A 22,412-nucleotide genomic window follows, 5' to 3' on the forward strand; every position below is an offset into this window, starting at 1 on the left:
CCCTCTGCCGGGCGCAGATGATTGCCGCTCATGCAGTACGGCCAGGGCGACGGTGCGGGCATTGGGGTGTGCAACCCCTCTCCAGAACCCGCTGATCGACGGCCGACATTGAGGTCCGAAAATGGCGAGAATCAGCCATGACCCAGTGCTATTGTGCGCTCCATGAACACACACAACAGCCTTCTTGCGCCCAGCACCGCCGCCTGCGAAATCGCCCGGTTAAGCCGTGATGCGCGTTTTGACGGGGTGTTTTTTACGGCGGTGCTCAGCACCCGGATCTACTGCCGGCCGGTATGCCCGGCGCGCCCGCCAAAGCCCGAAAACGTGGTGTATTACCCCAGCGCGGCGGCTGCTCAGGCCCAGGGTTTCAGACCCTGTTTGCGCTGTCGGCCAGAACTGGCGCCGGGCAATCTGCTGTGGCTGCATGGCGAGCATCTGGTGTCCCGTGGTTTGAAGTTGATCAATGAAGGTTTCCTGGCCGATCACTCGCTGGAGATGCTGGCCGATCGTCTGGATATCGGTGCCCGGCAATTGCGGCGCCTGTTCGTCAAGCACCTGGGAGCCCCACCGATAGCGGTACACGCGACTCAGCGTTTGCTGTTTGCCAAGCAGCTCCTGAGCGAAACACACCTGTCGATCACCGAAGTAGCCATGGCCTCCGGCTTTGGCAGCTTGCGGCGCTTCAATGCCGCGTTTGCCGAGGCCAATCATGCGCAGCCCAGAGACTTCAGGCGCAGCCCGAAAGCCCGGGCCGACAAGGCATTGGTGCTGCGTCTGGGCTATCGCCCGCCTTACGATTTCAGCGCGTTACTGGGCTTTCTGCAGACTCGGGCCCTGCCAGGCATCGAACAGGTGGACGCCCACAGTTATCAGCGGGTATTTGGTGCCGGCGATGCCCCCGGCTGGTTGCGGGTCAGTGCCTGGCCGGGTGAGCAGCATGCGCTGCAATTTGAACTGTTGAATGTGCCGCCGAGCCAGATGCTTGGTGTGGTCACCCGGATCCGGCGGATGTTTGATCTGGATGCCGATCCTCTGGCAATAGCTCAGACCTTGAGTAGCAGTGCGCTGCTGGCGCCGCTTGTCGAACGCTATCCGGGCCTGCGGTTGCCCGGTGGCTGGGATGGATTTGAAGTGGCGGTGCGGGCAGTACTGGGCCAGCAGGTCAGCGTGGCAGCTGCACGGACCCTGGCCAGCCGCATAGTGCACCGCTACGGCATTGCGATTGAGAGCCCGCTAGGGGCAGGGCTTGATCGTCTATTCCCGGGGCCCGAGCAACTGGCAGAGGCTGATCTGGGGCAGATGGGCATTACCCAGGCGCGGATAGACACAATCAAGGGTATCGCCCGCGCCCTGATCGAAGGCCGGGTGGATTTTGCCGTCGAGCAACCGTTGCACAGCTTTATCCAGCGCTGGGTACAGCTGCCGGGAATCGGCGAGTGGACCGCACATTACATCGCCATGCGGGTGCTCAAACACCCCGATGCATTCCCGGCGGCGGACCTGATACTGCGCCGCGAAGCCAATCCCCACGACACGCCGTTGAGTACCCGGGCCCTGCAAACCCTGGCCGAAAGCTGGCGTCCGTGGCGGGCCTATTCAGTAATGTATTTATGGCGTGCGGCCACTGACTCGGCCGCCGCCCGCAAGGAGTCAACATGACCCGGATTTACTACGATCAAATGCCGTCACCCATTGGCCCGCTGTTTCTGGTGGCCGATGACGAAGGGTTGCGCGAAGTGCGTTTTGAACTGGATCGTCGGCCCCATACGCCACTGGCGGGCTGGGTGCATTCAGCGCCAAAACTGGCTGAAGCGCGGCGTCAGCTCGAGGAGTATTTTTCGGGTACACGGCTGGCTTTCGATCTGTCGCTCAAGCCTGTGGGCACGGCGTTTCAACAGTCGGTTTGGGGGGCACTGACCACCATTCCCTACGCGGCCACCACCAGCTACGGGCAGATCTCGCAACAAATTCTTCGGCCCAAGGCATCGCGGGCGGTGGGGGCGGCGAACGGGCGTAACCCGATCCCGATCATCATTCCGTGTCATCGCGTGATTGGCAGCAATGGCACGCTGACCGGCTTTGGCGGCGGCCTGGTGGCCAAGCAATGGTTACTGGAACATGAGGTGAAGTGTCAGGGCTTTGTATTGTCCTGACTGCAACCCTGAGGGAGCGAGCTTGCTCGCGATTCAGGCAACGTGCAGTTCCGGGCAGACTGCGCTGATGCCGTCGCGAGCAAGCTCGCTCCTGCAGGTGCGGGTTTTTTACAGGCTCAACCGCATCGACAGATCCACCGCTTTGACATCCTTGGTCATGGCGCCGATCGAGATGTAGTCAACGCCGGTTTCGGCGATCGGGCGCAAGGTGGCATGGTTGATGCCGCCACTGGCTTCCAGCTTGGCTTTGCCTGCATTCAGGCGCACCGCTTCACGCATGTCGTCCATGCTCAGTTCGTCGAGCATGATGATATCGGCCCCGGCTGCCAGCGCTTCCTTGAGTTCGGACAGGCTCTCGACTTCGATTTCCACCGGTTTTCCCGGAGCGATCTTGTGCGCGGCACTGATCGCCTGGGCAATGCCGCCGCAGGCCGCAATGTGGTTTTCCTTGATCAGGAATGCGTCGTACAGGCCTATGCGGTGGTTGTGGCAACCACCGCAGGTCACCGCGTATTTTTGCGCCATGCGCAGGCCCGGCAGGGTTTTGCGTGTGTCCAGCAACTTGACCCCGGTATCCGCCACTTGATCGGCCAATGACTGGGCGTGGGTGGTTACCCCCGATAACAGTTGCAGAAAATTCAGCGCGCTACGTTCACCACTGAGCAGTGAGCGGGCCGGCCCTTCGAGGTGAAACAGCACTTGATTGGGGCTCACGCGCTCGCCGTCGACCACTTGCCAGTGCACTGCAACGCGTGGATCAAGCTGGCGAAATACACAGTCGACCCAGGCCGTACCACTGATGACAGCGGCTTCGCGGGTAATGATTGAGGCAGTGGCCAGACGTTCGGCCGGGATCAGCCGTGCAGTGATGTCGCCACTGCCAATGTCCTCGGCTAACGCACGGCGTACGTTGGCTTCGATTTCGGCGGTGAGGTCGGCCAGGCATAAATTCGGCATAACGGGCTCCACAAACAAAGTGCGCCGATTATAGGGCCATGCTGGCGGTGAACCCAAGGAGCGTGCGGGGTAACTGCCGGTTCTCTGCAACTGTGCGGCTTTTGGCACTTTCGGGATTAATTTGCCGGCGCACAGACTGAAATGCAGAGTCTGCTGGCACAAGCGACAGCTTTTACAAGATAATCCGCCTTCTATTTGGCGTCATGAGTTTGACGTCCAGCGCTGGAGGCCGGGATGCACATTGACGGGAAAGCGGGGGCTGACAACAGGTCCTCAATCGAGCTGGCGATTCACTCGCCTCTCGCCCGCCTGCCTGTGATCCTGTTGCAGGTCCATGACAAGGCCGCACAGCAGCTCAAGTCCCACTTGCAAGTACTGTTCGATAACGCCGATGCAACCCTGTTCGAAATGGCCGACAAGGCCCGCAGCGACGCAGAACAGAGCCTGTTTTTTGAAGCCATGCGCGATGTACGGCTCAAGCGCAAAAACATCGAGCGCAGTTTTCTCGAGCGGTTGCTCTACGCGTTTATCAAGTTGACCCAACCCGCTGTCAGTGACTCCACGCTGTTGATGGCAACCCCCGCACAGGGCGTGTTTTCGCTGTTGGGCAACGACCTTGAACGCGCCCAGGTCATCAATGCCATGGTGGCGAAGGTGCTGGTACGCGATCAGTCTGCCCTGTGCCACTTGAGCACTCGCCTCAATACGTTGAGCCGGGTCGTGCTCAATGAGCAGAACAACCCGCTGGGGCCGGCCATGCTGTGCGAATACTTCTTGCAGGCCGAGCGTGATCAGGGCATCGAGATCAAGGTCAAGTTGATCATGCTGCAACTGTTTGAAAAGTATCTGCTCAGCCATACCGGGCAATTGTATGCCGATGCCAACCAGTTGCTGATCGCCACTGGCGCGCTGCCCGACCTGGTGTCCGCAACGTCCTGCTGCTCCGCACAACCGGCCGGGCACCCGCAGCAATCCCCTGAAACGGGTGAATATGCGGGCAACCTGGTGGAGTTGTTATTCGATTACATCCGCGGCGATCGCAACCTGTCGGCGCCGTTGCAAAACATCGTCGGCCAGTTACAGGCGCCGATGTTCAGAATTGCGCAGATGGATCAGAACTTTTTCAGCTGTGATAGCCACCCGGCGCGCCGTTTGCTCAATGCAATCGCCAGTGCTGCCATCGGTTGGGACTCCAGTGTCGATTGCCGTAGCGATCCGTTGCACCGGCAAATCAGTCACGTGGTTCAGCAACTGGCGAGTTACTCGGGTCACGATCCCGGTCTGCTCGAGTCCTGGTTGCACGACTTTTTGATGCTTACCCAGACCGAACATGACCGTGTTGAATTGCTTGAACAACATATCCGCGACAACGAACTGGCGACACATCGCCAGCTGCAGGCAATCAGGCCGTGGCTGGTGTCGTCATTGCCTCTGCCCGTCCTCGACGAACAGGACCATTTAGGGCTGCTGCTGGTCAGCCAGTTGCGAATCGGTACCTGGATCGACCAGCAGGACGATCAGGGTTCCCACCTGCGCTGCAAGCTGATCGCGATAGTCGAACCCGAGGGCAGGTATGTTTTTGTTAATCGCAGTGGCATCAAAACCCTGGAAAAAAACCGTTCCGAATTAATTCGCCAACTGCGTTGCGGCACGATATTGCTGCTCGACGACAGCCTGCTGTTCGACCGGGCACTGGCCTCGGTGATTGAGAGCCTGGGCCAATCCGCCGCGCAGTAATACGCGGCGTTACAGATTGCTCCCCATCGGCCTGCGCATCGCGGCATACTGGGTCTTTCGTTTTTCCCGTTGAAGGAGCCTGTATGCAGCTGGACCCCGCGAGCGGTTGGTGCCAAGGCGTATGCCATTGTCCGTCACCCAACTTCAATGCGCGCCCGAACGGCGAAGTCTCCTTGCTGGTTATCCACAACATCAGCCTGCCACCGGGGCAATTCGCTACCGGCAAGGTTCAGGAATTTTTCCAGAATCGCCTGGATGTCACAGAACATCCCTACTTTGAAGGCATCAGTGAGTTACGGGTCAGCGCGCACTTTCTGATTGAACGTGACGGCAAAATCACTCAGTTTGTGTCTTGTCTGGATCGTGCCTGGCATGCAGGTGTCTCGAGCTTCGAGGGGCGTGAGGCGTGCAATGACTTTTCGCTGGGGATCGAGCTTGAAGGCACCGACGACCTGCCGTTCAGCGATGCGCAGTATCAGGCGCTGATCGGGTTGACCCGGCAATTGCAAGCGGCTTTTCCCGCCATTACCCTGCACCGGATATGTGGCCACAGTGACGTGGCCCCCGGGCGCAAGACTGACCCTGGCCCGGCTTTTGACTGGACGCGCTTTCGCGGCGCGTTGCAGCACACAGGAGAGATGCAATGAGTTTTGTGGTGTTACTGCTGGCGATACTGATCGAGAAACTCTCGGGTTTGCGTCAGCGTCTTCAGTGCGATGGCGGCTGGCTGCGCGAGCTGCACAAGCTGGAGTCCAGCCCCGGGCTCGGGCGCAGGCCATGGTGGGTACTGGCTATCCTGATTCTGTTCCCGGTGGCTGTATTGGGGCTGCTGCTATGGGTGCTGGAACCTGTGGCCTATGGCTTGCTGGTGCTGCCGGTGCATTTGCTGGTGGTGATTTACAGCTTGGGGCGAGGCGACTTGCTGGCCGGGCTCGGACCGTTCCGGGATGCCTGGCGCCGTGGTGACTTGCAGGCCTGCGCCCATGTTGCCGAGCGCGATCTGGGCGAAACCGCCGACAGTGGCGAGCAATTGCTGGAAAGGGTGCAGAGCCATTTGTTATGGCAGGCGTATCAAAGTTTCTTCGCCGTGATTTTCTGGTACTTCCTGCTGGGGCCGGTTGCCGCCTTGAGCTATCGCCTGCTGGCGCTGGCTGCCGAGCATGGCAACAATCCGGAGCTGGTCGAGCGTGCACAGCAGCTGCGTCACGCTTTTGACTGGTTGCCGGTTCGGTTGCTGGGAGCAAGTTTTGCGCTGGTGGGCAACTTCGCGGCCGTCAGCCGGGTGATGTTGCATGAACTGCTGAGCTGGGACATCAGCGCCGAACAGTTGATCAACAAGGCTGGCTGTGCCGCCGCTGAAATCCCCGCCCCCCAGGCCGGCCCTGAAGGCGTCGCCAGCCTTGATACCCTGTGGGCGCTGCTGCTGCGGGCTGCCGTGCTGTGGTATGCAGGTTTTGCGGTATGGACATTGTTGCTCTGATGGCCATTTAAAACCCTTGCGAGCAGGCTCGCTCCTACACCGGCAGCGTCCAGCCAAACACTTCACAGGCATTGGCTGTTGAAGCATTGGCCAGTTGCTCCGGGTGCAAGCCCATCACTTCGGCCAGTGCCCGGCAAATATCCGGCAAATGTTCGGGGCTATTGCGCTGGTTGGGGTACATGGCCGGGGCCATGTCGGGGGAGTCGGTTTCCAGCACTATTGTGTCCGGTGCCAGGTCGGCAAGCACTTTGCGCAGGCGCAATGCCTGTGGCCAGGTCGCCGCACCGCCTAGGCCCAGCTTGAACCCCAGCTTCAGGTATTCACGCGCCTCTTCCCGGCTACCCGCAAACGCATGAATGATCCCGCCGCGCTGGAGCCGGAAACGCTTGAGCGTGGCGATCACTTGCGCATGGCTGCGGCGAACGTGGAGCAGGGCCGGGAGCTGGAAGTCCGACGCCAGCTTCAGCTGCGCTTCAAACAGCTGTTGTTGAGCGTCGCGGTCAAGTTCGGGAAGGAAGAAGTCGAGGCCGATTTCGCCTACGGCGCATAGCTGCGGATGCCCGGCAAGACGGTTCAGCCATTGACCCAGTTCAGTCACATGCTCAGGTCGATGCCGGTCGAGGTACACCGGGTGCAAACCCAAGGCGGCATATAGCTGACTGTCTGTTTGCACCAGATCCCACAACCGCTGCCAGGTATTCTGCTCAACCCCCAGCACCACCATCTGCTCAACCCCCAGTGCTCTGCTGCGTGCCAGCAACGGCAGGCGGTCGGCGTCAAAGTCCGGGAAATCGAGATGGGTGTGGCTGTCGATCAGTTGCATGCTCAGGCCTGATGGATGCGCTGTTTGAACACTCGGGCAATGGCATGAATGCCGGGCTCATAGTGCTGCTCTTCAATCGCCGACAAGGCCAGGCTCAGGGCTTTTTCGGCAATCAGCCTGTGTTGCTGGCCCATGGCATTGACCGGCAATGGCAGGAAGTCCAGCAGTTGAGTATCGCCAAAGGTGGCAAGACGCAACGGCGGACGCTGGCTCGGGTGCTCCAGCAGTGCATCAAACATCCCTTGCAGCAGAACGTATGAGGTCGTGATCAGCGCCTCGGGGAAGTGCCCCTGGCGAGCCAGCAGATCATCGATGATCCGGCGTCCGCATTCGCGGCTGAAGGCAGCACCATGCTCGATCAGGATTTCGCCGTCGAAATTTTCCAGGGCTTGCTTGAACCCCGCCGCCCGGGCCTGGCTGATACTCAGCTCGGGGCGCGCGCCGATCAATGCAATTTGCCGTGGCATCGGTTGTAGCAAACTGCGGGTCAATTGCAGACTGGCTTCGCAGTCATCGCTGATGACCGAGCAAAAGCGCGAAGGCTCCAGGGTCCGGTCAATCGCAATGATCGGCATGCCCAGGTCTTGCAGTTGACGGTAGCTGTCATCGTCCGCAGGCAAGCAACTGGCGACGAACAGGGCGTCACAGCGGCGGGCGCGAAACAGTTTGAGCAACTGGCGCTCACTGTCCGGCGCATCGTCCGAGCTGGCGATAAGCAATTGATAGCCGCGGGCCCGGGCCCCTTGTTCCAGTTGCTTGGCCAGGCGCGCATAGCTCGGGTTTTCGAGGTCCGGGAGGATAAAGCCCAGGGTGCGCGTGTGCCGGCTGCGCAGCCCTGCGGCTTGTGGGTTGGGGGTAAAACCATGCTCTTCGACCACCGCGCGGACACGCTCGACTGTGCTGCTGCTAATGCGCTGCTGTTCGGCCTTGCCATTGATGACGTAGCTGGCGGTGGTCACGGAAACACCTGCCAGTTGAGCGATATCACTGAGCTTCACGCCGGAAATTCCTTATTTTTTGTAGTACATGTCGACATTTTGGCCAATCCTAACCGATAAAGGCAGTCGATCTTCGTCTGCCTTGTCGGCATCTGGTTTTTTTGCAAGCCCGGCCGTTTTGCATTGATCAATACGACAAGTTGGGCTTCAAGCGCGGGCAATTATGCAGTAACGTGCCGGACATTCTTGGTTAAACGTTTCAGCAGGCGTGTTTAATGGATCTTTACCCCGCAGAGCAATGTGCTTGCCACACATGACTCAGGCCTTCGGGGGGAGCTATCTACGCTGACTTAATTCAAAACAATACCTGGTGCCATGGAGCACCGGAAAAGGAGAACGCATGCTCGAGCTCACCATAGAGCAGATTTCCATGGGCCAGACGGCTGTGGATAAGTCTGCGGCGCTGCATTTACTCGCCGATAAGCTGGTCGCCGATGGTTTGGTGGCCGAAGGTTATCTGAAAGGCTTGCAAGCGCGTGAGGCTCAGGGCTCGACCTTCTTGGGTCAGGGAATTGCCATTCCCCACGGCACTCCTGAAACCCGCGACCTGGTGTATGCCACGGGCGTGCGTTTACTGCAGTTTCCCGATGGAGTGGACTGGGGCGACGGTCAGATCGTGTACCTGGCGATCGGCATTGCGGCCAAGTCCGACGAGCATTTGCGCCTGCTGCAACTGCTGACCCGGGCTTTGGGCGAAACCGATCTGGGCCAGGCATTGCGTCGTGCCAGTTCCGCCGAAGCCTTGCTCAAATTGCTCCAGGGCGCGCCACAGGAACTGGCACTGGATGCGCAGATGATCGGCCTCGGTGTCTCCGCCGATGATTTCGAAGAACTGGTCTGGCGCGGTGCCCGCCTGCTGCGTCAGGCCGATTGTGTGAGCAACGGCTTTGCTGCGGTGTTGCAACAGGTGGACGCATTGCCCCTGGGTGATGGTTTGTGGTGGCTGCACAGCGAGCAAACAGTCAAGCGCCCGGGCCTGGCTTTTGTGACCCCGGACAAGCCGATGCGCTATCTGGGCCAGCCACTGAGCGGGCTGTTCTGCCTGGCAAGCCTGGGAGAAGCCCACCAGGCATTGCTTGAACGCTTGTGTGCGCTGCTGATCGAAGGTCGCGGGCATGAACTGGGACGCGCCACCAGCAGTCGTGCAGTACTTGAAGTGCTGGGCGGCGAATTACCGGCTGACTGGCCGAGTGCCCGTATCACTCTGGCCAACGCCCACGGCTTGCACGCCCGTCCGGCGAAAATACTCGCGCAACTGGCGAAGAGCTTTGATGGCGAGATCCGTGTACGAATTGTTGACGGCCAGGAGTCGGCTGTATCGGCCAAGAGCCTGAGCAAATTGCTCAGCCTGGGCGCACGTCGCGGCCAGGTGCTGGAGTTTGTCGCCGAACCCGCAATTGCCGGTGATGCATTGCCGGCGATACTGGCCGCCATTGAAGAAGGCCTGGGCGAAGAAGTCGAGCCGCTGCCGCTGCTGGCCGAGTCAGCAGCACCCGTGGCCGACATCGCCACGCTGCTCATAGCTCCGGCTGACGGCAGCGTGATCCAGGCCATCGCCGCCGCGCCCGGAATTGCCATCGGCCCGGCACACATTCAAGTGCTGCAAATTATCGATTACCCGCTGCGTGGCGAATCAGCGGCGATTGAGCGTGAACGTCTGAAAAAAGCTTTGGCCGAGGTACGTCAGGACATTGAAGGCCTGATTCAGCGCAGCCAGTCCAAGGCCATTCGCGAAATTTTTATCACCCATCAGGAAATGCTCGATGACCCGGAGCTGACCGATGAGGTCGATACCCGGCTCAAGCAGGGCGAAAGCGCCGAGGCCGCGTGGATGTCGGTCATCGAGGCGGCTGCACGTCAGCAAGAGTCGTTGCAGGATGCATTGCTGGCCGAGCGCGCCGCGGATTTACGTGACATCGGGCGCCGTGTTCTGGCGCAGTTGTGTGGCGTGCAAACCCCGGCCGAACCTGATCAACCCTATGTACTGGTGATGGACGAAGTGGGCCCGTCCGACGTGGCGCGTCTTGATCCGGCACGGGTTGCAGGCATTTTGACGGCCCGTGGTGGCGCCACCGCGCACAGTGCGATTGTCGCCCGGGCCTTGGGGATTCCTGCATTGGTCGGAGCTGGCGAAGCGGTATTGCTGCTGGCGCCCGGCACTCAACTATTGATTGATGGCCAGCGTGGCCGCCTGCATGTCGCACCGGATGCCGACGCCCTGCAGCGCGCCACTTCTGAGCGTGACAGCCGCGAACAGCGCTTATTGGCTGCCTCCGAGCAACGTCATGAACCGGCCGTTACTGTGGATGGGCATGGGGTCGAAGTGTTTGCCAATATCGGCGAGAGCAAGGGTGTGGCCAACGCGGTCGAGCAGGGCGCCGAAGGTATAGGCCTGCTGCGCACCGAGCTGATTTTCATGGCCCACAGCCAGGCGCCGGACGAAGCCACCCAGGAAGCCGAGTACCGTCGGGTGCTTGATGGCCTGGACGGGCGGCCTCTGGTGGTACGCACCCTGGACGTGGGCGGCGACAAGCCGCTGCCGTACTGGCCGATCGAGAAAGAAGAAAACCCGTTTCTTGGAGTACGGGGTATTCGTCTCACCTTGCAACGTCCGCACATCATGGAAAGCCAGTTGCGGGCGCTGTTGCGCTCAGCGGATAACCGCCCGCTGCGCATCATGTTCCCGATGGTTGGCAGCGTGGCCGAATGGCGCGCCGCCCGTGACATGACCGAACGTCTGCGCCTGGAAATCCCGGTGGCTGACTTACAGCTGGGGATCATGATTGAAGTGCCGTCCGCCGCCTTGCTGGCCCCGATGCTGGCCAAGGAAGTCGATTTTTTCAGCGTCGGCACCAACGACCTGACCCAGTACACCCTGGCCATCGACCGGGGCCACCCGACCCTGTCGGCACAGGCCGACGGTTTGCATCCGGCGGTGTTGCAATTGATCGATATCACCGTGCGTGCCGCCCATGCCCATGGCAAATGGGTCGGCGTATGCGGCGAGCTGGCGGCCGATCCGCTGGCGGTGCCGGTGCTGGTTGGCCTGGGCGTGGATGAGTTGAGTGTGTCTGCGCGCAGCATTCCCGAGGTCAAGGCGCGGGTTCGCGAATTGAGCATGGAGCGTCTCAAGACCCTGGCTACCCAGGCCTTGAGCGTCGGTAGCCCGGAAGAAGTCCGGGCCTTGGTGGAGGCGCTCTGATGGCCAGAATCCTGACCGTAACCCTTAACCCGGCCCTGGACCTGACCGTGCGCCTGTCCCATCTGCAACCGGGGCAAGTCCACCGCAGCCAGGCTTTGCTGAGCCATGCCGCGGGCAAGGGGGTGAATGTCGCACAGGTGCTGGCCGATCTGGGTCACAGCGTCACCGTTAGCGGTTTTCTCGGTGAAAACAATCAAGCGCCGTTCAACGCCTTGTTTGCCAGCCGCGGTTTTGTCGACGCCTTTATCCGCGTGCCCGGTGACACCCGCAGCAACATCAAGCTGGCTGAAGACGATGGCCGCGTAACCGACCTCAACGGGCCGGGGCCACAGGTCAGTGAGCTGGCGCAACAGGCCTTGCTCGACAAGCTCGATCAGATTGCCGCCAGCCATGACGCGGTGGTGGTGGCTGGCAGCTTGCCCCAAGGCATCAGCGCGCAGTGGTTGTGTGAATTGCTGCGACGTCTGAAGTCCCTTGGCCTGAAAGTGGTGCTGGACACCAGTGGCGAAGCCTTGAAGCAAGGTTTGAGTGCGGGCCCCTGGTTGATCAAACCCAACACCGAAGAACTCAGCGCCGCGCTGGGGCACGACATTGCCAGCCTTGAGGCGCAGACCGCGGCTGCCGCGCAATTGCAGGCCCGGGGCGTTGAGCATGTGGTGATTTCCCAAGGTGCTGAAGGGGTGAACTGGTTCAACCCGGCATTTGCCTTACAGGCGCGGCCGCCCAAGGTTCGCGTCGCCAGCACCGTGGGTGCCGGCGACTCACTGCTGGCGGGCATGCTGCATGGCCTGCTCAGCGGCCACACCCCCGAGCAGACCTTGCGCACTGCCACCGCCATCGGGGCGCTGGCGGTCACTCAAATCGGTTTTGGCATCAGCGATGCGGTGCACCTGGCGACGCTTGAAAGCGGTGTCAGCCTTTGCCCCCTGACACAAGAATAAGAGGACTGCACATGAAATTAGCCATTGTCACGGGCTGCCCCAACGGCATGGTCACCAGCGTGCTGTGCGCCCGATTGCTGGACGCAGCGGCGCAACGTCAGGGGTGGAGCACCAGTGTCGAAGTGCATGACCCCAAGCATCCGGAACGCCAGCTGTCCCAGGCAACCATCGATCAAGCGCAATGGGTCCTGGTGGTCAGCAGCACGCCTCTGGACATGCAGCGCTTTGTTGGCAAACCCGTGTTTCAGAGCACCCCGGCCCAGGCCCTGCAAGATGTCGAAGCGATACTGCAGCGCGGCGCCCAGGAAGCCCGGGTGTATGTCGCTCCAGCAGTCTCTACCGAGGCTGAGAGCCCGCAGCGCGGGCCGAAAATCGTCGCCATCACCGCCTGTCCGACCGGGGTGGCGCACACCTTTATGGCCGCCGAAGCATTGCAGCAGGCGGCCAAGCGTCTGGGCTACGAGCTGCAGGTCGAAACCCAGGGCTCGGTCGGTGCGCGCAATCCGCTGAGCCCGCAGGCCATCAGAGAAGCCGATGTGGTGCTGCTGGCGGCTGATATCGAAGTGCCGACCGAGCGTTTTGCCGGCAAGAAGATTTACCGCTGCGGCACCGGTATCGCCCTCAAGCAAGCCGAAGCCACCCTGAACAAAGCCTTGAGCGAAGGCCGGGAAGAGACGGCAGCGGCTGATGGTTCAGCGCCGGCCAAGCAAGAGAAAACCGGGGTCTACAAACATCTGCTGACCGGCGTGTCGTTCATGTTGCCAATGGTGGTGGCGGGCGGCTTGCTGATTGCCCTGTCCTTCGTGTTCGGGATCACGGCCTATAAAGAGCCCGGCACGCTGGCGGCGGCACTGATGCAGATCGGTGGCGATGCGGCGTTCAAACTGATGGTGCCATTGCTGGCGGGCTATATCGCCTACTCGATTGCCGACCGCCCGGGCCTGGCGCCGGGGATGATTGGCGGGCTGCTGGCCAGTACCCTGGGTGCCGGGTTTATCGGCGGGATCATTGCCGGGTTTATCGCCGGTTACTGCGCCAAGGCGATCAATCGCTATGCGCGATTGCCGCAAAGTCTGGAAGCGCTGAAGCCGATTCTGATCATCCCGTTGTTTGCCAGCCTGTTTACCGGCCTGGTGATGATCTATGTGGTCGGCAAGCCAGTGGCCGGCATGCTCGAAGGCCTTACCCACTTCCTCGACAGCATGGGCACCACCAACGCCATTTTGTTGGGCGTTCTGCTGGGCGGCATGATGTGTGTCGACTTGGGCGGGCCGATCAACAAGGCGGCCTACGCGTTTTCGGTGGGGCTGCTGGCTTCGCAGAGTTACGCGCCGATGGCCGCCACCATGGCTGCCGGCATGGTGCCGCCGATCGGCCTGGGGATTGCGACCTTTATTGCCCGGCGCAAATTTGCCCAGACCGAGCGCGAGGCGGGCAAAGCCGCGTTGGTGCTGGGACTGTGCTTTATCTCCGAAGGTGCGATTCCGTTCGCCGCCAAAGACCCGCTGCGGGTGATTCCGGCGAGCATTCTGGGGGGCGCCTTGACCGGTGCACTGTCGATGTACTTCGGCTGCAAGCTGATGGCACCGCACGGTGGCTTGTTCGTGCTGCTGATCCCGAATGCGATCAACCATGCGCTGCTGTACTTGCTGGCGATTGTCGCCGGTAGCCTGGTGACGGCAGTGGTGTATGCCGTGATCAAACGTGCGGAACCGGCGGAAATGGCGCTGGAGACTGCCAAGGCCTGAGGCCTTGACTCAAACCGCCCGCGAGCCCTTGAACCGCTCGCGGGCAAGCCCGCTCCTGCAGGGGGGCGGGCATCGGTTCAATACACATCCCGCCGATAACGCCCTTGCTCGATCAGTGCTTGTAGCGCTGGCTCGCCCAGCAGCTCGGTCAAGGCCTGATCCACACCCGCCGCCATCCCTTGCAGACTGCCGCAGATATAAATAGCGGCGCCGTCTGCCAGCCATCTGCGTATTTCATCAGCTGACTCGCGCAAGCGATCCTGTACATAAATCTTCTGTGCCTGATCCCGTGAAAACGCCAGATCCAGCCGCGCCAGATCACCACTGGCCAGCCAGCCCTGCAGTTCTTCGCGGCAGTGGAAGTCATGGGCGGCATTGCGTTCACCAAAGAACAGCCAGTTACGCTGCTGGCCCTTGGCAATGCGCGCTTTGAGCAGGCTGCGCAGCCCCGCCAGGCCGGTGCCATTGCCCAGCAAAATAAGCGGACAAGGTTCGGCGGGCAGATGGAAACCACTGTTGCGCCGTACCCTCAGGCTGATGGCAGAACCCACATTTGCGTGTTCCGTCAGCCAGCCCGAACCCAGGCCCAGGCTGCCATCGGCATGGCGCTCCTGACGCACGATCAGTTGCAGCAGGCCATCTTCGGGGATCGAGGCAATGGAGTATTCACGCATGTGCAGCGGGATCAAGGCGTCGACCAATGCCTGTGCATGCATGCCCACCAGATGCCCGCGATTGTCCGGCAGCTGACGCCCGCCCAGGGCCTGGGCCAGGGTTTCTTGCAGACCATCGAGCTGTACCCGGGTGTCTGCCGACAGACCCAGACCTTGCAGGAAATGCTCAATCGCTGCCGGGGACTGCCGTGGCATGACTTCAACCAGATCACCTGCCTGCCATGAATCGCTGGCATGGGGGGCCTTGAGCCCCAGCAGGTAAACCCCGGAGCCGCTGCTGCCAGGGTTGAGCAGTTGGCGTTGTTCAAGGGTCCAGTTGTTGTAACCCGGTGCCTGCCAGTTGGCCGCCGGCGCAGTACCGGTCAGTTGACCGAGCTGTTGCTGCCAGTGCTGCAGCGCCTCGGGGTCGCCGCTGTCGACCTGGACCGGAGTGAACAATGATTGTGCGCCACGCTCGTTCAGCCATTGCTGAACCCGGGTCGCAAAGCCGCAGAAGTGCGGGTATTGGCGATCGCCCAGGGCCAGCAACGAATACTTGAGACTGCTCAGGGCCAAAGGCTGGTTCAGGACTTTGCGTTCAAAGCCACGGGCACTGTCGGGGGCTTCACCATCGCCAAAGGTACTGACGACAAACAGTGCATGACTGGCCTGCTGCAAGTCCTGCTCACTGAGCGCTGCCAGCGGTTGCACCCGCACTGCAAATCCGGCGGCCTGCAATTGTCCGGCGCTCTGCCAGGCCAGTTGTTCGGCCAGACCGCTCTGGCTGGCAAAGCCGATCAACCAGGGCGATGCATCGCTGTGCGCCGTGGACAAACCCTGGCGCGCCTGTTTGATCTGACGCTTTTTACGACGCCGGTCCAGGTACAGCAACCAGCCGGTAATAAAGAACAACGGCATGCTGAGGCTGGCGATGGTCACCAGGATGCGCCCGGGAAGGCCCCAGTAACTGCCCACGTGAAGCGCGTAAATGCTGGTCAGCAATTGCGCCTTGTAGCTTTTGTCTGCGTAGCGCTGGTGTTGTTTGATTACGCCAGTGACCGGGTCGAGCACGATCTGATTGAAGGCCCGCTCATGGGGCGAGTCGCTGCGCAGATAAAAAACCGTGGCCGGCTGCCCGGCCACCGGTGGCATCCGCACGTTGTACAGGCTCAGTTGCGGCCCTGCAGCCTGCTGGATAGTGGCCCAGATGGCATCGTAATCGGCTACAGGGGCCGGCCCCGCAGGGCCGGGCTGACCGCGACCGCCTTTGCGCTGCTGGCTGTTGGGGCTGTCCGAAAACAGTTTTTGCAGGCCTTTGTTGTACCACTCGTAGGACCACGACAAGCCGGTCAGGGCGGCCAGCAGGTAAAAAATCATGCACCAGGTACCCGCCACGGAATGCAGGTCCCAGTTGAAGCTGCGGCCTTTTTTTGCCCAGTCCAGGGTCAGCCAGGCACGCCAGTTCAGTGCCTGGCGCGGCCAGCGCAGATAGAGGCCCGAGAGGCAGAAGAAAATCAGCATCAGGGTGCAGGCACCGGTGATCTGGCGACCGGTTTGGCCCATGGCCAGAAAGCGGTGCAGTTGCAGCATCAGATCGAAGAAGCCCTGGCCGCTGGCGTCGCCCTGATAAGTGCCGGTGTAAGGGTCGACATAGCGCAGTTGACCGCGGCGCTCCCCCGGCGGCGGGGTGAAGAAAATCCGTGCGGCACTGTCGCTGTCCACCCCGACCCAGAGCATGGACACCTGTTTGCCTTCAGTGGCCTCGACCCGGCGTACCAGTTCGGCGGGCGCCAGGGTGCCGCTGTCGAGTTTCTCGACCTTGAGCACCGAGGGGTTGAGCAAGTTCAGCAGTTCGTCCTGGAACGACACCGTCGCGCCGGTAATCCCCATGAGGGCCAGGACCAGCCCTGCGGTGATCCCGAAAAACCAGTGCAGCTGAAAAAGGGTTTTCTTAAACACGACGACCGCCTTGCTCGCTCAATTGAATGCTTCACGGCGCAGTTTGCCGTGCAGGTTGTTTACACACAAAAGCCCCGACCATCGTTGGACAGGGCTTTGCGCTAAAGCTGTGGCATCTCTGTGTGGGCGGCTGGCTTGCCAGCGATTGCAGCTGCGCGGTTTAACGGTAAAACCGTATCGCTTGCATCGCTGGCAAACCAGCTCCCACCAGTGATCATTACCAGGTTGGCATCAGAAATGAACGCTGGTGGTCAACAAGGCTGTACGGCCCGCCGCCTGGTTGGCGAAGTGGGTCGAAAAGGCTTTGTCGTAGTAAGTCTTGTCGGTCAGGTTCTGTACGTTCAGTTGCAGATCAACGTTTTTGGTCAGCTTGTAGCTGGCCATTGCGTCGTAGCGGGTGTAAGCCGGAACGTAAGTCGAGTTGGCGACGTTACCGAATACTTCATCCACGTAGAACGCACCGCCGCCGATGGTCAGCTTGGGTGTGATCGCATAAGTGGTCCACAGGCTGGCGCTGTTTTTCGGGGTGTTGGGCAGCTGGTTGCCATCGGTAGCCTTGTTCAAAGGGCCGCCATCGCGCTGCTTGCCGTCCAGATAGGTGTAGCCCGCAAACACTTGCCATTGCTCGGTGATTTTACCGGAGGCAGACAGTTCGATGCCGTCGACGCGGGTTTTGCCGGCGTTCTCGTAGGTATCAGCGTCTGTCTGGACCCGGGTGTTCTCTTTTTCGGTGCGGAAGATGGCTGCCGTCAGAGACAGGCGGTCGTTGAACACATCCCACTTGGTACCGAGTTCGTAGTTGGTGGTTTCTTCCGGTTCCATGTCGCTGGCCAGAATCTTGCCGGTGCGATCCGGAGTACCGCTCAACGGGTTGGTTTCATTGCTGTCCAGCATCGAGCCCGGCGGGGTGGCCGAGGTGGCGTAAGACACGTACACGCTGCCGTTAGGCTGGACTTTCCACACCAGGCCGAGCTGGCCGGAGAAGAAGTCGCTGGTGTCAGATCCCTTGTAAGTGGTCGCTCCGGCGGCCGTGTACGATTTGTACTTGGTCTCGAAGTGGTCGTAACGCAGGCCCATGTTCAGCAGCCACTCAGGTGACAGTTCCAGCGTGTCCATCGCATAAATGGCGCGTGTGGTGTTGGCGCTGTCAGTACCGGCATAGTTGCGTGCGATCGAGCCGTTCCATGGATCATTGGCATTCGGGTTGCCCAGGGATGTGCAGTTCCAGTCGCTTGGGGCGCCGATCATGCCAGGAGTGCAGTTAGAGCCGCCAGCGGTACCCGGGGTGGTGCTGGTATTAACGGTATAGGACGACTTGCTGCTGGTCTCGCGGCTGAGTTCGATACCGGTGGAGTAGCTGTTTTTGAAGCCGGCGATATATACGTCACCAAACAGATCGGTCTGGTTGGTGGTGGTGGCGGTGTTGCTCACGCGGGTGTTGGCCCGGCGCCAGACGCTGCCGTTGTTGACGTTGCCTTTACTGTCGTCCGGCTGGGTCAGGATGTAATCCTGCAGGGTGTTGCCGTGGCGCAGGGTGTTCTTGACGTGCAGGTCTTCGCTGAAGTCGTGTTCAAACGAAAAAGTAGTGATATCGGCGCGGGTTTTGCGGAAGTCACGATCTTTCAGGCCGTAGAAATTGCTGCTGTCGCCACCGTCGTTCGGCTTGTCCGGGCTGTCTGCGGTATGGGTTTTGCCCACCGAGAAACCGTAAGGAATACCCGAGTCCGGCAGGTCGTTACTTTCCATGTGGTAGTAATCGACGTTGACCCGGGTATCGGTGCCCAGGCCAAACGCCAGGGAAGGAGCAATACCCCAGCGGTCGTAATTGACATTGTCGCGACCGGCCACATTGCTTTCGTGGCTCATCAGGTTCAGACGACCGGCAACGGTATCGCTGAACTGATAGTTACCGTCCAGGGTATAGCGTTGGGTCTGGTCCGAGCCCCAGGTGTAGCCGCCATCAAACGAATTACCCAGATGGGCTTTTTTGCTGACCATGTTGATGGTGCCGCCGGCTGCACCGCGACCGCCAAATGCCGAGTTCGGGCCTTTGGCGACTTCAATCGATTCAACGGCGAAAATCTCGCGGGTCTGGGCGCCGGTATCGCGCACGCCGTCCAGATAGGTGTCGCCCTGGGCGTCAAAGCCGCGAATGAACGGCCGGTCGCCTTGCGGGTTACCGCCTTCACCTGCGCCGAAGGTAATGCCTGGAACGGTGCGCAATGCGTCTTGCAGGGAAGTTGCGGCCGTATCCTTGATCAGTTGTTGCGGGATCACGGTGATCGAGCGGGGCGTATCAATCAGGGGCGCGGTGTACTTCGGGGAGTCGGCTTTTTCAATCTGGTAGGACTGCTCGTTCTGCTCGCCTGAAACCGTGGTCGCGCCAAGGGAAATACTGTTGCCCTGTGCTTTGCTGTCCGTGCTTTCGGCAGCCTGAGCCATATGGGCTGCAGAGGTCGCGGTAATCGCGACACCGATAGCCGAAGCCAGTAAACGCGGTGAGCTGACAGGTATTTTTATAAGTTGGCGCGACATGTGAAGATCCCTTGCCCCAGAATTTGAGCCGCGAAATATAGTGCAAACAATTCCTTGTATCAATTGAGATCAATTACTATTAGCGCTAAATTTACAATCTTTACAATTTCCCTTTACGGTTTTTTCACACTCATTCGTCTCCGGTGTCCTAACAGGGTTTTACACGAACAATAAGAATCAATACCATTGCCGTCCCTTCGCTAACTGGTACCGCGCCATGCTGTTGCATATTCCCGGCTTGTTTTCCCGTGAAGAGGTGCAGCGCATTCGTGAGGCGCTGGAGCAGACTGAGTGGGCTGACGGCAAAATCACCGCCGGCTTTCAGTCCGCCAGGGCCAAGCACAACCTGCAGTTGCCTGAAGGGCACCCGTTGGCGAAGGAAATTGGCGCGGCAATGATTGAGCGGCTGTGGCAAACCCCGTTGTTCATGTCGGCTGCCTTGCCGCACAAAGTCTTCCCGCCGCTGGTCAATTGCTACACCGGCGGTGGCAGTTTCGATTTTCATATCGACAACGCCGTGCGCCAGCCCAAGGGCAGTCCCGAGCGGGTGCGGACTGACTTGTCGGCCACCCTGTTTTTCAGCGACCCCGATGACTATGACGGTGGCGAGCTGGTGATTCAGGACACCTACGGTGTGCAGCAGGTCAAATTGCCTGCTGGCGACATGGTCCTGTACCCCGGTACCAGCCTGCACAAGGTCAATGCGGTCACCCGTGGCGCACGCTATGCCTCGTTCTTCTGGACCCAAAGCCTGGTGCGTGAAGACAGCCAGCGCACCTTGCTGTTTGAAATGGATAACGCCATTCAGCAGCTGACCCGCGACGTACCCGATCACCCCTCGTTGATCCGGCTCACGGGCACTTATCACAACCTGTTGCGGCGCTGGGTTGAGGTTTAGGGATGCCATTTCAACTGCGTCGTGAAGAAGTACTCGACGGCGAGCAACTCAAAGCCATGCTCGCTGAAAACCCGGCGCGGGCAGCGCAGGCGATTTTGCTCGCGGCCCGCCAGGGCATCGTCGACGGTCAGGCCTTGCTGGGGCAGATTCTGCTGGACGGGCAGGGGATTGAGCGCGACCCGGCTCTGGCCAGACGCTGGTTTCAGATTGCCGCCAATGCTGATCACCTGATGGCGCGCAACATGTTGGGGCGCTGCTGGGAACTGGGCTGGGGCGGGCCTGTGGACTGGACCCTGGCCAGCCTGGAGTATCGTCAGGCGGCTGAAGCCGGGCTGGACTGGGCGATGTACAACTACGCCAACTTGCTGGCCACCGGGCGCGGCGTGGCTGAAGACCAGATCACGGCTCAGTTTTATTACCGTCGGGCGGCGCAGTTGGGGCACGCCAAATCCATGAACTTGCTGGGGCGTTATCTGGAGGAGGGTGTGCATTGCCCTGCCGATCAAGAGGCAGCATGCCTGTGGTACCGGCGCTCGGCTGAAGCGGGGGACTTTCGTGGGCAGTTCAGCCACGCCTCGGTGCTGGCCGAGGCGGGGGAAATCGATCAGGCGTTGATCTGGTTTGAGCGCGCGTTGGCGGGGGGCAATCTTAAATTTCTCAAGGTCGCAGCCCTGACCTTATTGAATGCCGGGCACCCGCAAATCCGGGCATTGGCCACGGTTTACCAGCAACGGGCAGCCGAGATTCTGTAGGCACGAGCTCGCGCCTACAGGCTGTGGGCATAAAAAAACCCATGACAGGTCATGGGTTTTTTTAGGGGCTGCGTTTACAGGTAGAAGGATTTCAGCGGCGGAAAGCCATTGAACTCAACTGCGCTGTAGCTGGTGGTGTAAGCACCGGTGGACAGCCAGTACAGGCGGTCACCGATCGCCAGGTTCAGTGGCAGGCCGTATTTGTAGTTTTCATACATGATGTCGGCGCTGTCGCAGGTCGGGCCGGCGATGACTACTTCTTCCATCTCGCCTTTCTTTTCAGTCCAGATCGGAAACTTGATGGCTTCGTCCATGGTTTCGATCAGGCCCGAGAATTTGCCCACATCGGTGTAAACCCAGCGCTCGACAGCGGTACGGGATTTACGCGCAACCAGCACCACTTCACTGACCAGGATCCCGGCGTTGGCAATCAGCGAACGGCCAGGCTCAAGGATGATTTCCGGCAGTTCGTCACCGAAGTCTTCCTTGAGGAAACGGATGATCTCTTCAGCGTAGGTTTCCAGGCTGTTGGTGCGGGTGATGTAGTTGGCCGGGAAGCCGCCGCCCATGTTGATCAGCTTGAGAACAATGCCGTCTTCTTCCTTGAGGCGCTCGAAGATCACTTTGACCTTGGCAATCGCCGCGTCCCACACGCTGATGTCCCGTTGCTGCGAGCCCACGTGGAACGAAATGCCGTAAGGCACCAGGCCCAGGTCACGGGCGAGGATCAGCAGATCCATGGCCATATCGGTCTGGCAGCCGAATTTGCGCGACAGTGGCCAGTCAGCCGTAGTCGAGCCTTCGGTGAGGATGCGCACGTAGATTTTCGAACCCGGGGCGGCCTTGGCGATGTTGCGCAGGTCAGCTTCGGAGTCGGTGGAAAACAGGCGCACGCCCTTCTCGTAGAAGTAGCGGATGTCCTTGGACTTCTTGATGGTGTTGCCGTAGCTGATGCGATCCGGGGAAACGCCCCGATCCATCACTTTGTCCAGTTCATAGATCGACGCGATGTCGAAGCTTGAGCCCTTGTCGCGCAGCAGGTCGATGATTTCGACTGCCGGGTTGGCCTTGACCGCGTAGTACACCTTGGCGAACTCGAAACCTGCGCGCAGGTCATCGTAAGCCTTGCTGATCATGGCGGTGTCGATCACCACGAACGGGGTTTCCTGGGTGTCGGCAAAAGCCTTCATTTTGTTGAAGGTTTCGCGCGCGTAATAGTCTTCGACCTGAATCGACATGAGGAGGGACTCCAAGTGGCAAACGTCATAGATAAATGGGTGCAACTGAACATCCTCCGTATCCCCACTTTGGTTCGCCTACTTCCCAAGGCATGTCCGCCGAAAGCAAAAAAGGTAAATGGACCTTGCTGTCTCGTCGTCAGTACTTGAGCCGGATGGATCGTTTCCAGCATGGATGTTCGGCGCGAACTTTAGGGCGTGATTGCCCTTTGATCAACTAAAAATGTCGCGTATGTGCACGAATTCGTCGGGGGTTCAATTTCGGCTATTTAAGTAACCGACCTTGATGACAGTGTGATGTTCCCGCAGAAGGGGATTTGAAGGGGAGCGATGAGTTG

General features: G+C 60.1%; 16 protein-coding genes. 10 read left to right on the forward strand and 6 right to left on the reverse strand.

The genetic code is table 11. The features are described 5' to 3' along the window. Window positions 1–162 precede the first annotated feature (162 nt). Together FEZ21_RS07130 and FEZ21_RS07135 are read left to right on the forward strand one after the other, a co-directional pair. On the forward strand, window positions 163–1,659 hold the full coding sequence (locus tag FEZ21_RS07130; protein WP_160626739.1) for a DNA-3-methyladenine glycosylase 2: 1,497 nt from the start codon (window positions 163–165) through the stop codon (window positions 1,657–1,659). Next, window positions 1,656–2,153 (forward strand): methylated-DNA--[protein]-cysteine S-methyltransferase, encoded by a 498-nt coding sequence (locus FEZ21_RS07135; RefSeq protein WP_160626741.1) that lies wholly within the window; start codon window positions 1,656–1,658, stop codon window positions 2,151–2,153. Before FEZ21_RS07130 ends, FEZ21_RS07135 begins: the two co-directional genes overlap by 4 nt. A gap of 108 nt (window positions 2,154–2,261) precedes the next feature. On the opposite strand, the gene nadC is transcribed toward FEZ21_RS07135, so the two are convergent. Further along, entirely contained in the window at window positions 2,262–3,110 is an 849-nt protein-coding gene (nadC, locus tag FEZ21_RS07140; protein WP_160626743.1) for a carboxylating nicotinate-nucleotide diphosphorylase, read from the reverse strand. A gap of 234 nt (window positions 3,111–3,344) precedes the next feature. On the opposite strand from nadC, the gene FEZ21_RS07145 reads away from it, so the two are divergent. The 3 genes from FEZ21_RS07145 (at window position 3,345) to ampE (ending at window position 6,327) form a co-directional block, all read left to right on the forward strand. Next, window positions 3,345–4,847 (forward strand): DUF1631 family protein, encoded by a 1,503-nt coding sequence (locus tag FEZ21_RS07145; protein ID WP_160626745.1) that lies wholly within the window; start codon window positions 3,345–3,347, stop codon window positions 4,845–4,847. An 83-nt stretch (window positions 4,848–4,930) separates the two neighbouring features. Next, complete coding sequence (gene ampD, locus FEZ21_RS07150) at window positions 4,931–5,494, forward strand: 1,6-anhydro-N-acetylmuramyl-L-alanine amidase AmpD (protein ID WP_160626747.1); 564 nt, start codon at window positions 4,931–4,933, stop codon at window positions 5,492–5,494. Beyond that, a complete protein-coding gene (gene ampE, locus FEZ21_RS07155) occupies window positions 5,491–6,327 on the forward strand; it encodes a regulatory signaling modulator protein AmpE (protein ID WP_003443823.1) in 837 nt (278 codons plus the stop codon). Before ampD ends, ampE begins: the two co-directional genes overlap by 4 nt. Window positions 6,328–6,361: 34 nt before the next feature. Here ampE and FEZ21_RS07160 read toward each other — a convergent pair whose 3' ends face one another. Together FEZ21_RS07160 and cra are read right to left on the reverse strand one after the other, a co-directional pair. Then, on the reverse strand, window positions 6,362–7,150 hold the full coding sequence (locus FEZ21_RS07160) for a TatD family hydrolase (RefSeq protein WP_160626749.1): 789 nt from the start codon (window positions 7,148–7,150) through the stop codon (window positions 6,362–6,364). A 2-nt stretch (window positions 7,151–7,152) separates the two neighbouring features. Further along, window positions 7,153–8,148 carry a catabolite repressor/activator gene (gene cra, locus FEZ21_RS07165; RefSeq protein WP_010655559.1) on the reverse strand — a complete coding sequence of 332 codons (996 nt, stop codon included), beginning with the start codon at window positions 8,146–8,148 and terminating at the stop codon, window positions 7,153–7,155. Window positions 8,149–8,488: 340 nt separating this feature from the next. On the opposite strand from cra, the gene ptsP reads away from it, so the two are divergent. The 3 genes from ptsP to FEZ21_RS07180 are packed head-to-tail and all read left to right on the forward strand — an operon-like array spanning window position 8,489 to window position 14,039. Continuing rightward, window positions 8,489–11,350: a phosphoenolpyruvate--protein phosphotransferase gene (gene ptsP / locus FEZ21_RS07170; RefSeq protein ID WP_160626752.1), complete on the forward strand. Its 2,862-nt coding sequence runs from the start codon at window positions 8,489–8,491 to the stop codon at window positions 11,348–11,350. Further along, window positions 11,350–12,291 carry a 1-phosphofructokinase gene (gene pfkB, locus FEZ21_RS07175; RefSeq protein WP_160626754.1) on the forward strand — a complete coding sequence of 314 codons (942 nt, stop codon included), beginning with the start codon at window positions 11,350–11,352 and terminating at the stop codon, window positions 12,289–12,291. Before ptsP ends, pfkB begins: the two co-directional genes overlap by 1 nt. A gap of 11 nt (window positions 12,292–12,302) precedes the next feature. Next, window positions 12,303–14,039, forward strand: coding sequence for a PTS fructose-like transporter subunit IIB (locus FEZ21_RS07180; RefSeq protein ID WP_160626756.1), 1,737 nt, complete (start codon window positions 12,303–12,305; stop codon window positions 14,037–14,039). Window positions 14,040–14,116: 77 nt separating this feature from the next. Here the strand turns inward: FEZ21_RS07180 and FEZ21_RS07185 are convergent, their stop codons facing one another. Both FEZ21_RS07185 and FEZ21_RS07190 read right to left on the reverse strand, forming a co-directional pair. After that, window positions 14,117–16,651 (reverse strand): sulfite reductase flavoprotein subunit alpha, encoded by a 2,535-nt coding sequence (locus tag FEZ21_RS07185; protein WP_160626758.1) that lies wholly within the window; start codon window positions 16,649–16,651, stop codon window positions 14,117–14,119. Window positions 16,652–16,882: 231 nt separating this feature from the next. Beyond that, a complete protein-coding gene (locus FEZ21_RS07190) occupies window positions 16,883–19,186 on the reverse strand; it encodes a TonB-dependent siderophore receptor (protein WP_003443808.1) in 2,304 nt (767 codons plus the stop codon). 217 nt (window positions 19,187–19,403) lie between these two features. Between FEZ21_RS07190 and FEZ21_RS07195 the strand changes: the two genes are divergently transcribed. Then, window positions 19,404–20,084: a Fe2+-dependent dioxygenase gene (locus FEZ21_RS07195; RefSeq protein WP_160626760.1), complete on the forward strand. Its 681-nt coding sequence runs from the start codon at window positions 19,404–19,406 to the stop codon at window positions 20,082–20,084. A 2-nt stretch (window positions 20,085–20,086) separates the two neighbouring features. After that, complete coding sequence (locus FEZ21_RS07200) at window positions 20,087–20,836, forward strand: tetratricopeptide repeat protein (protein ID WP_160626762.1); 750 nt, start codon at window positions 20,087–20,089, stop codon at window positions 20,834–20,836. Window positions 20,837–20,910: 74 nt separating this feature from the next. On the opposite strand, the gene FEZ21_RS07205 is transcribed toward FEZ21_RS07200, so the two are convergent. Further along, on the reverse strand, window positions 20,911–22,074 hold the full coding sequence (locus tag FEZ21_RS07205; protein WP_003443803.1) for a type III PLP-dependent enzyme: 1,164 nt from the start codon (window positions 22,072–22,074) through the stop codon (window positions 20,911–20,913). Window positions 22,075–22,412 lie beyond the last annotated feature (338 nt).

The sequence above is a fragment of the Pseudomonas sp. 9.1(2019) genome (assembly GCF_009910445.1).
Classification (GTDB): domain Bacteria; phylum Pseudomonadota; class Gammaproteobacteria; order Pseudomonadales; family Pseudomonadaceae; genus Aquipseudomonas; species Aquipseudomonas paraversuta.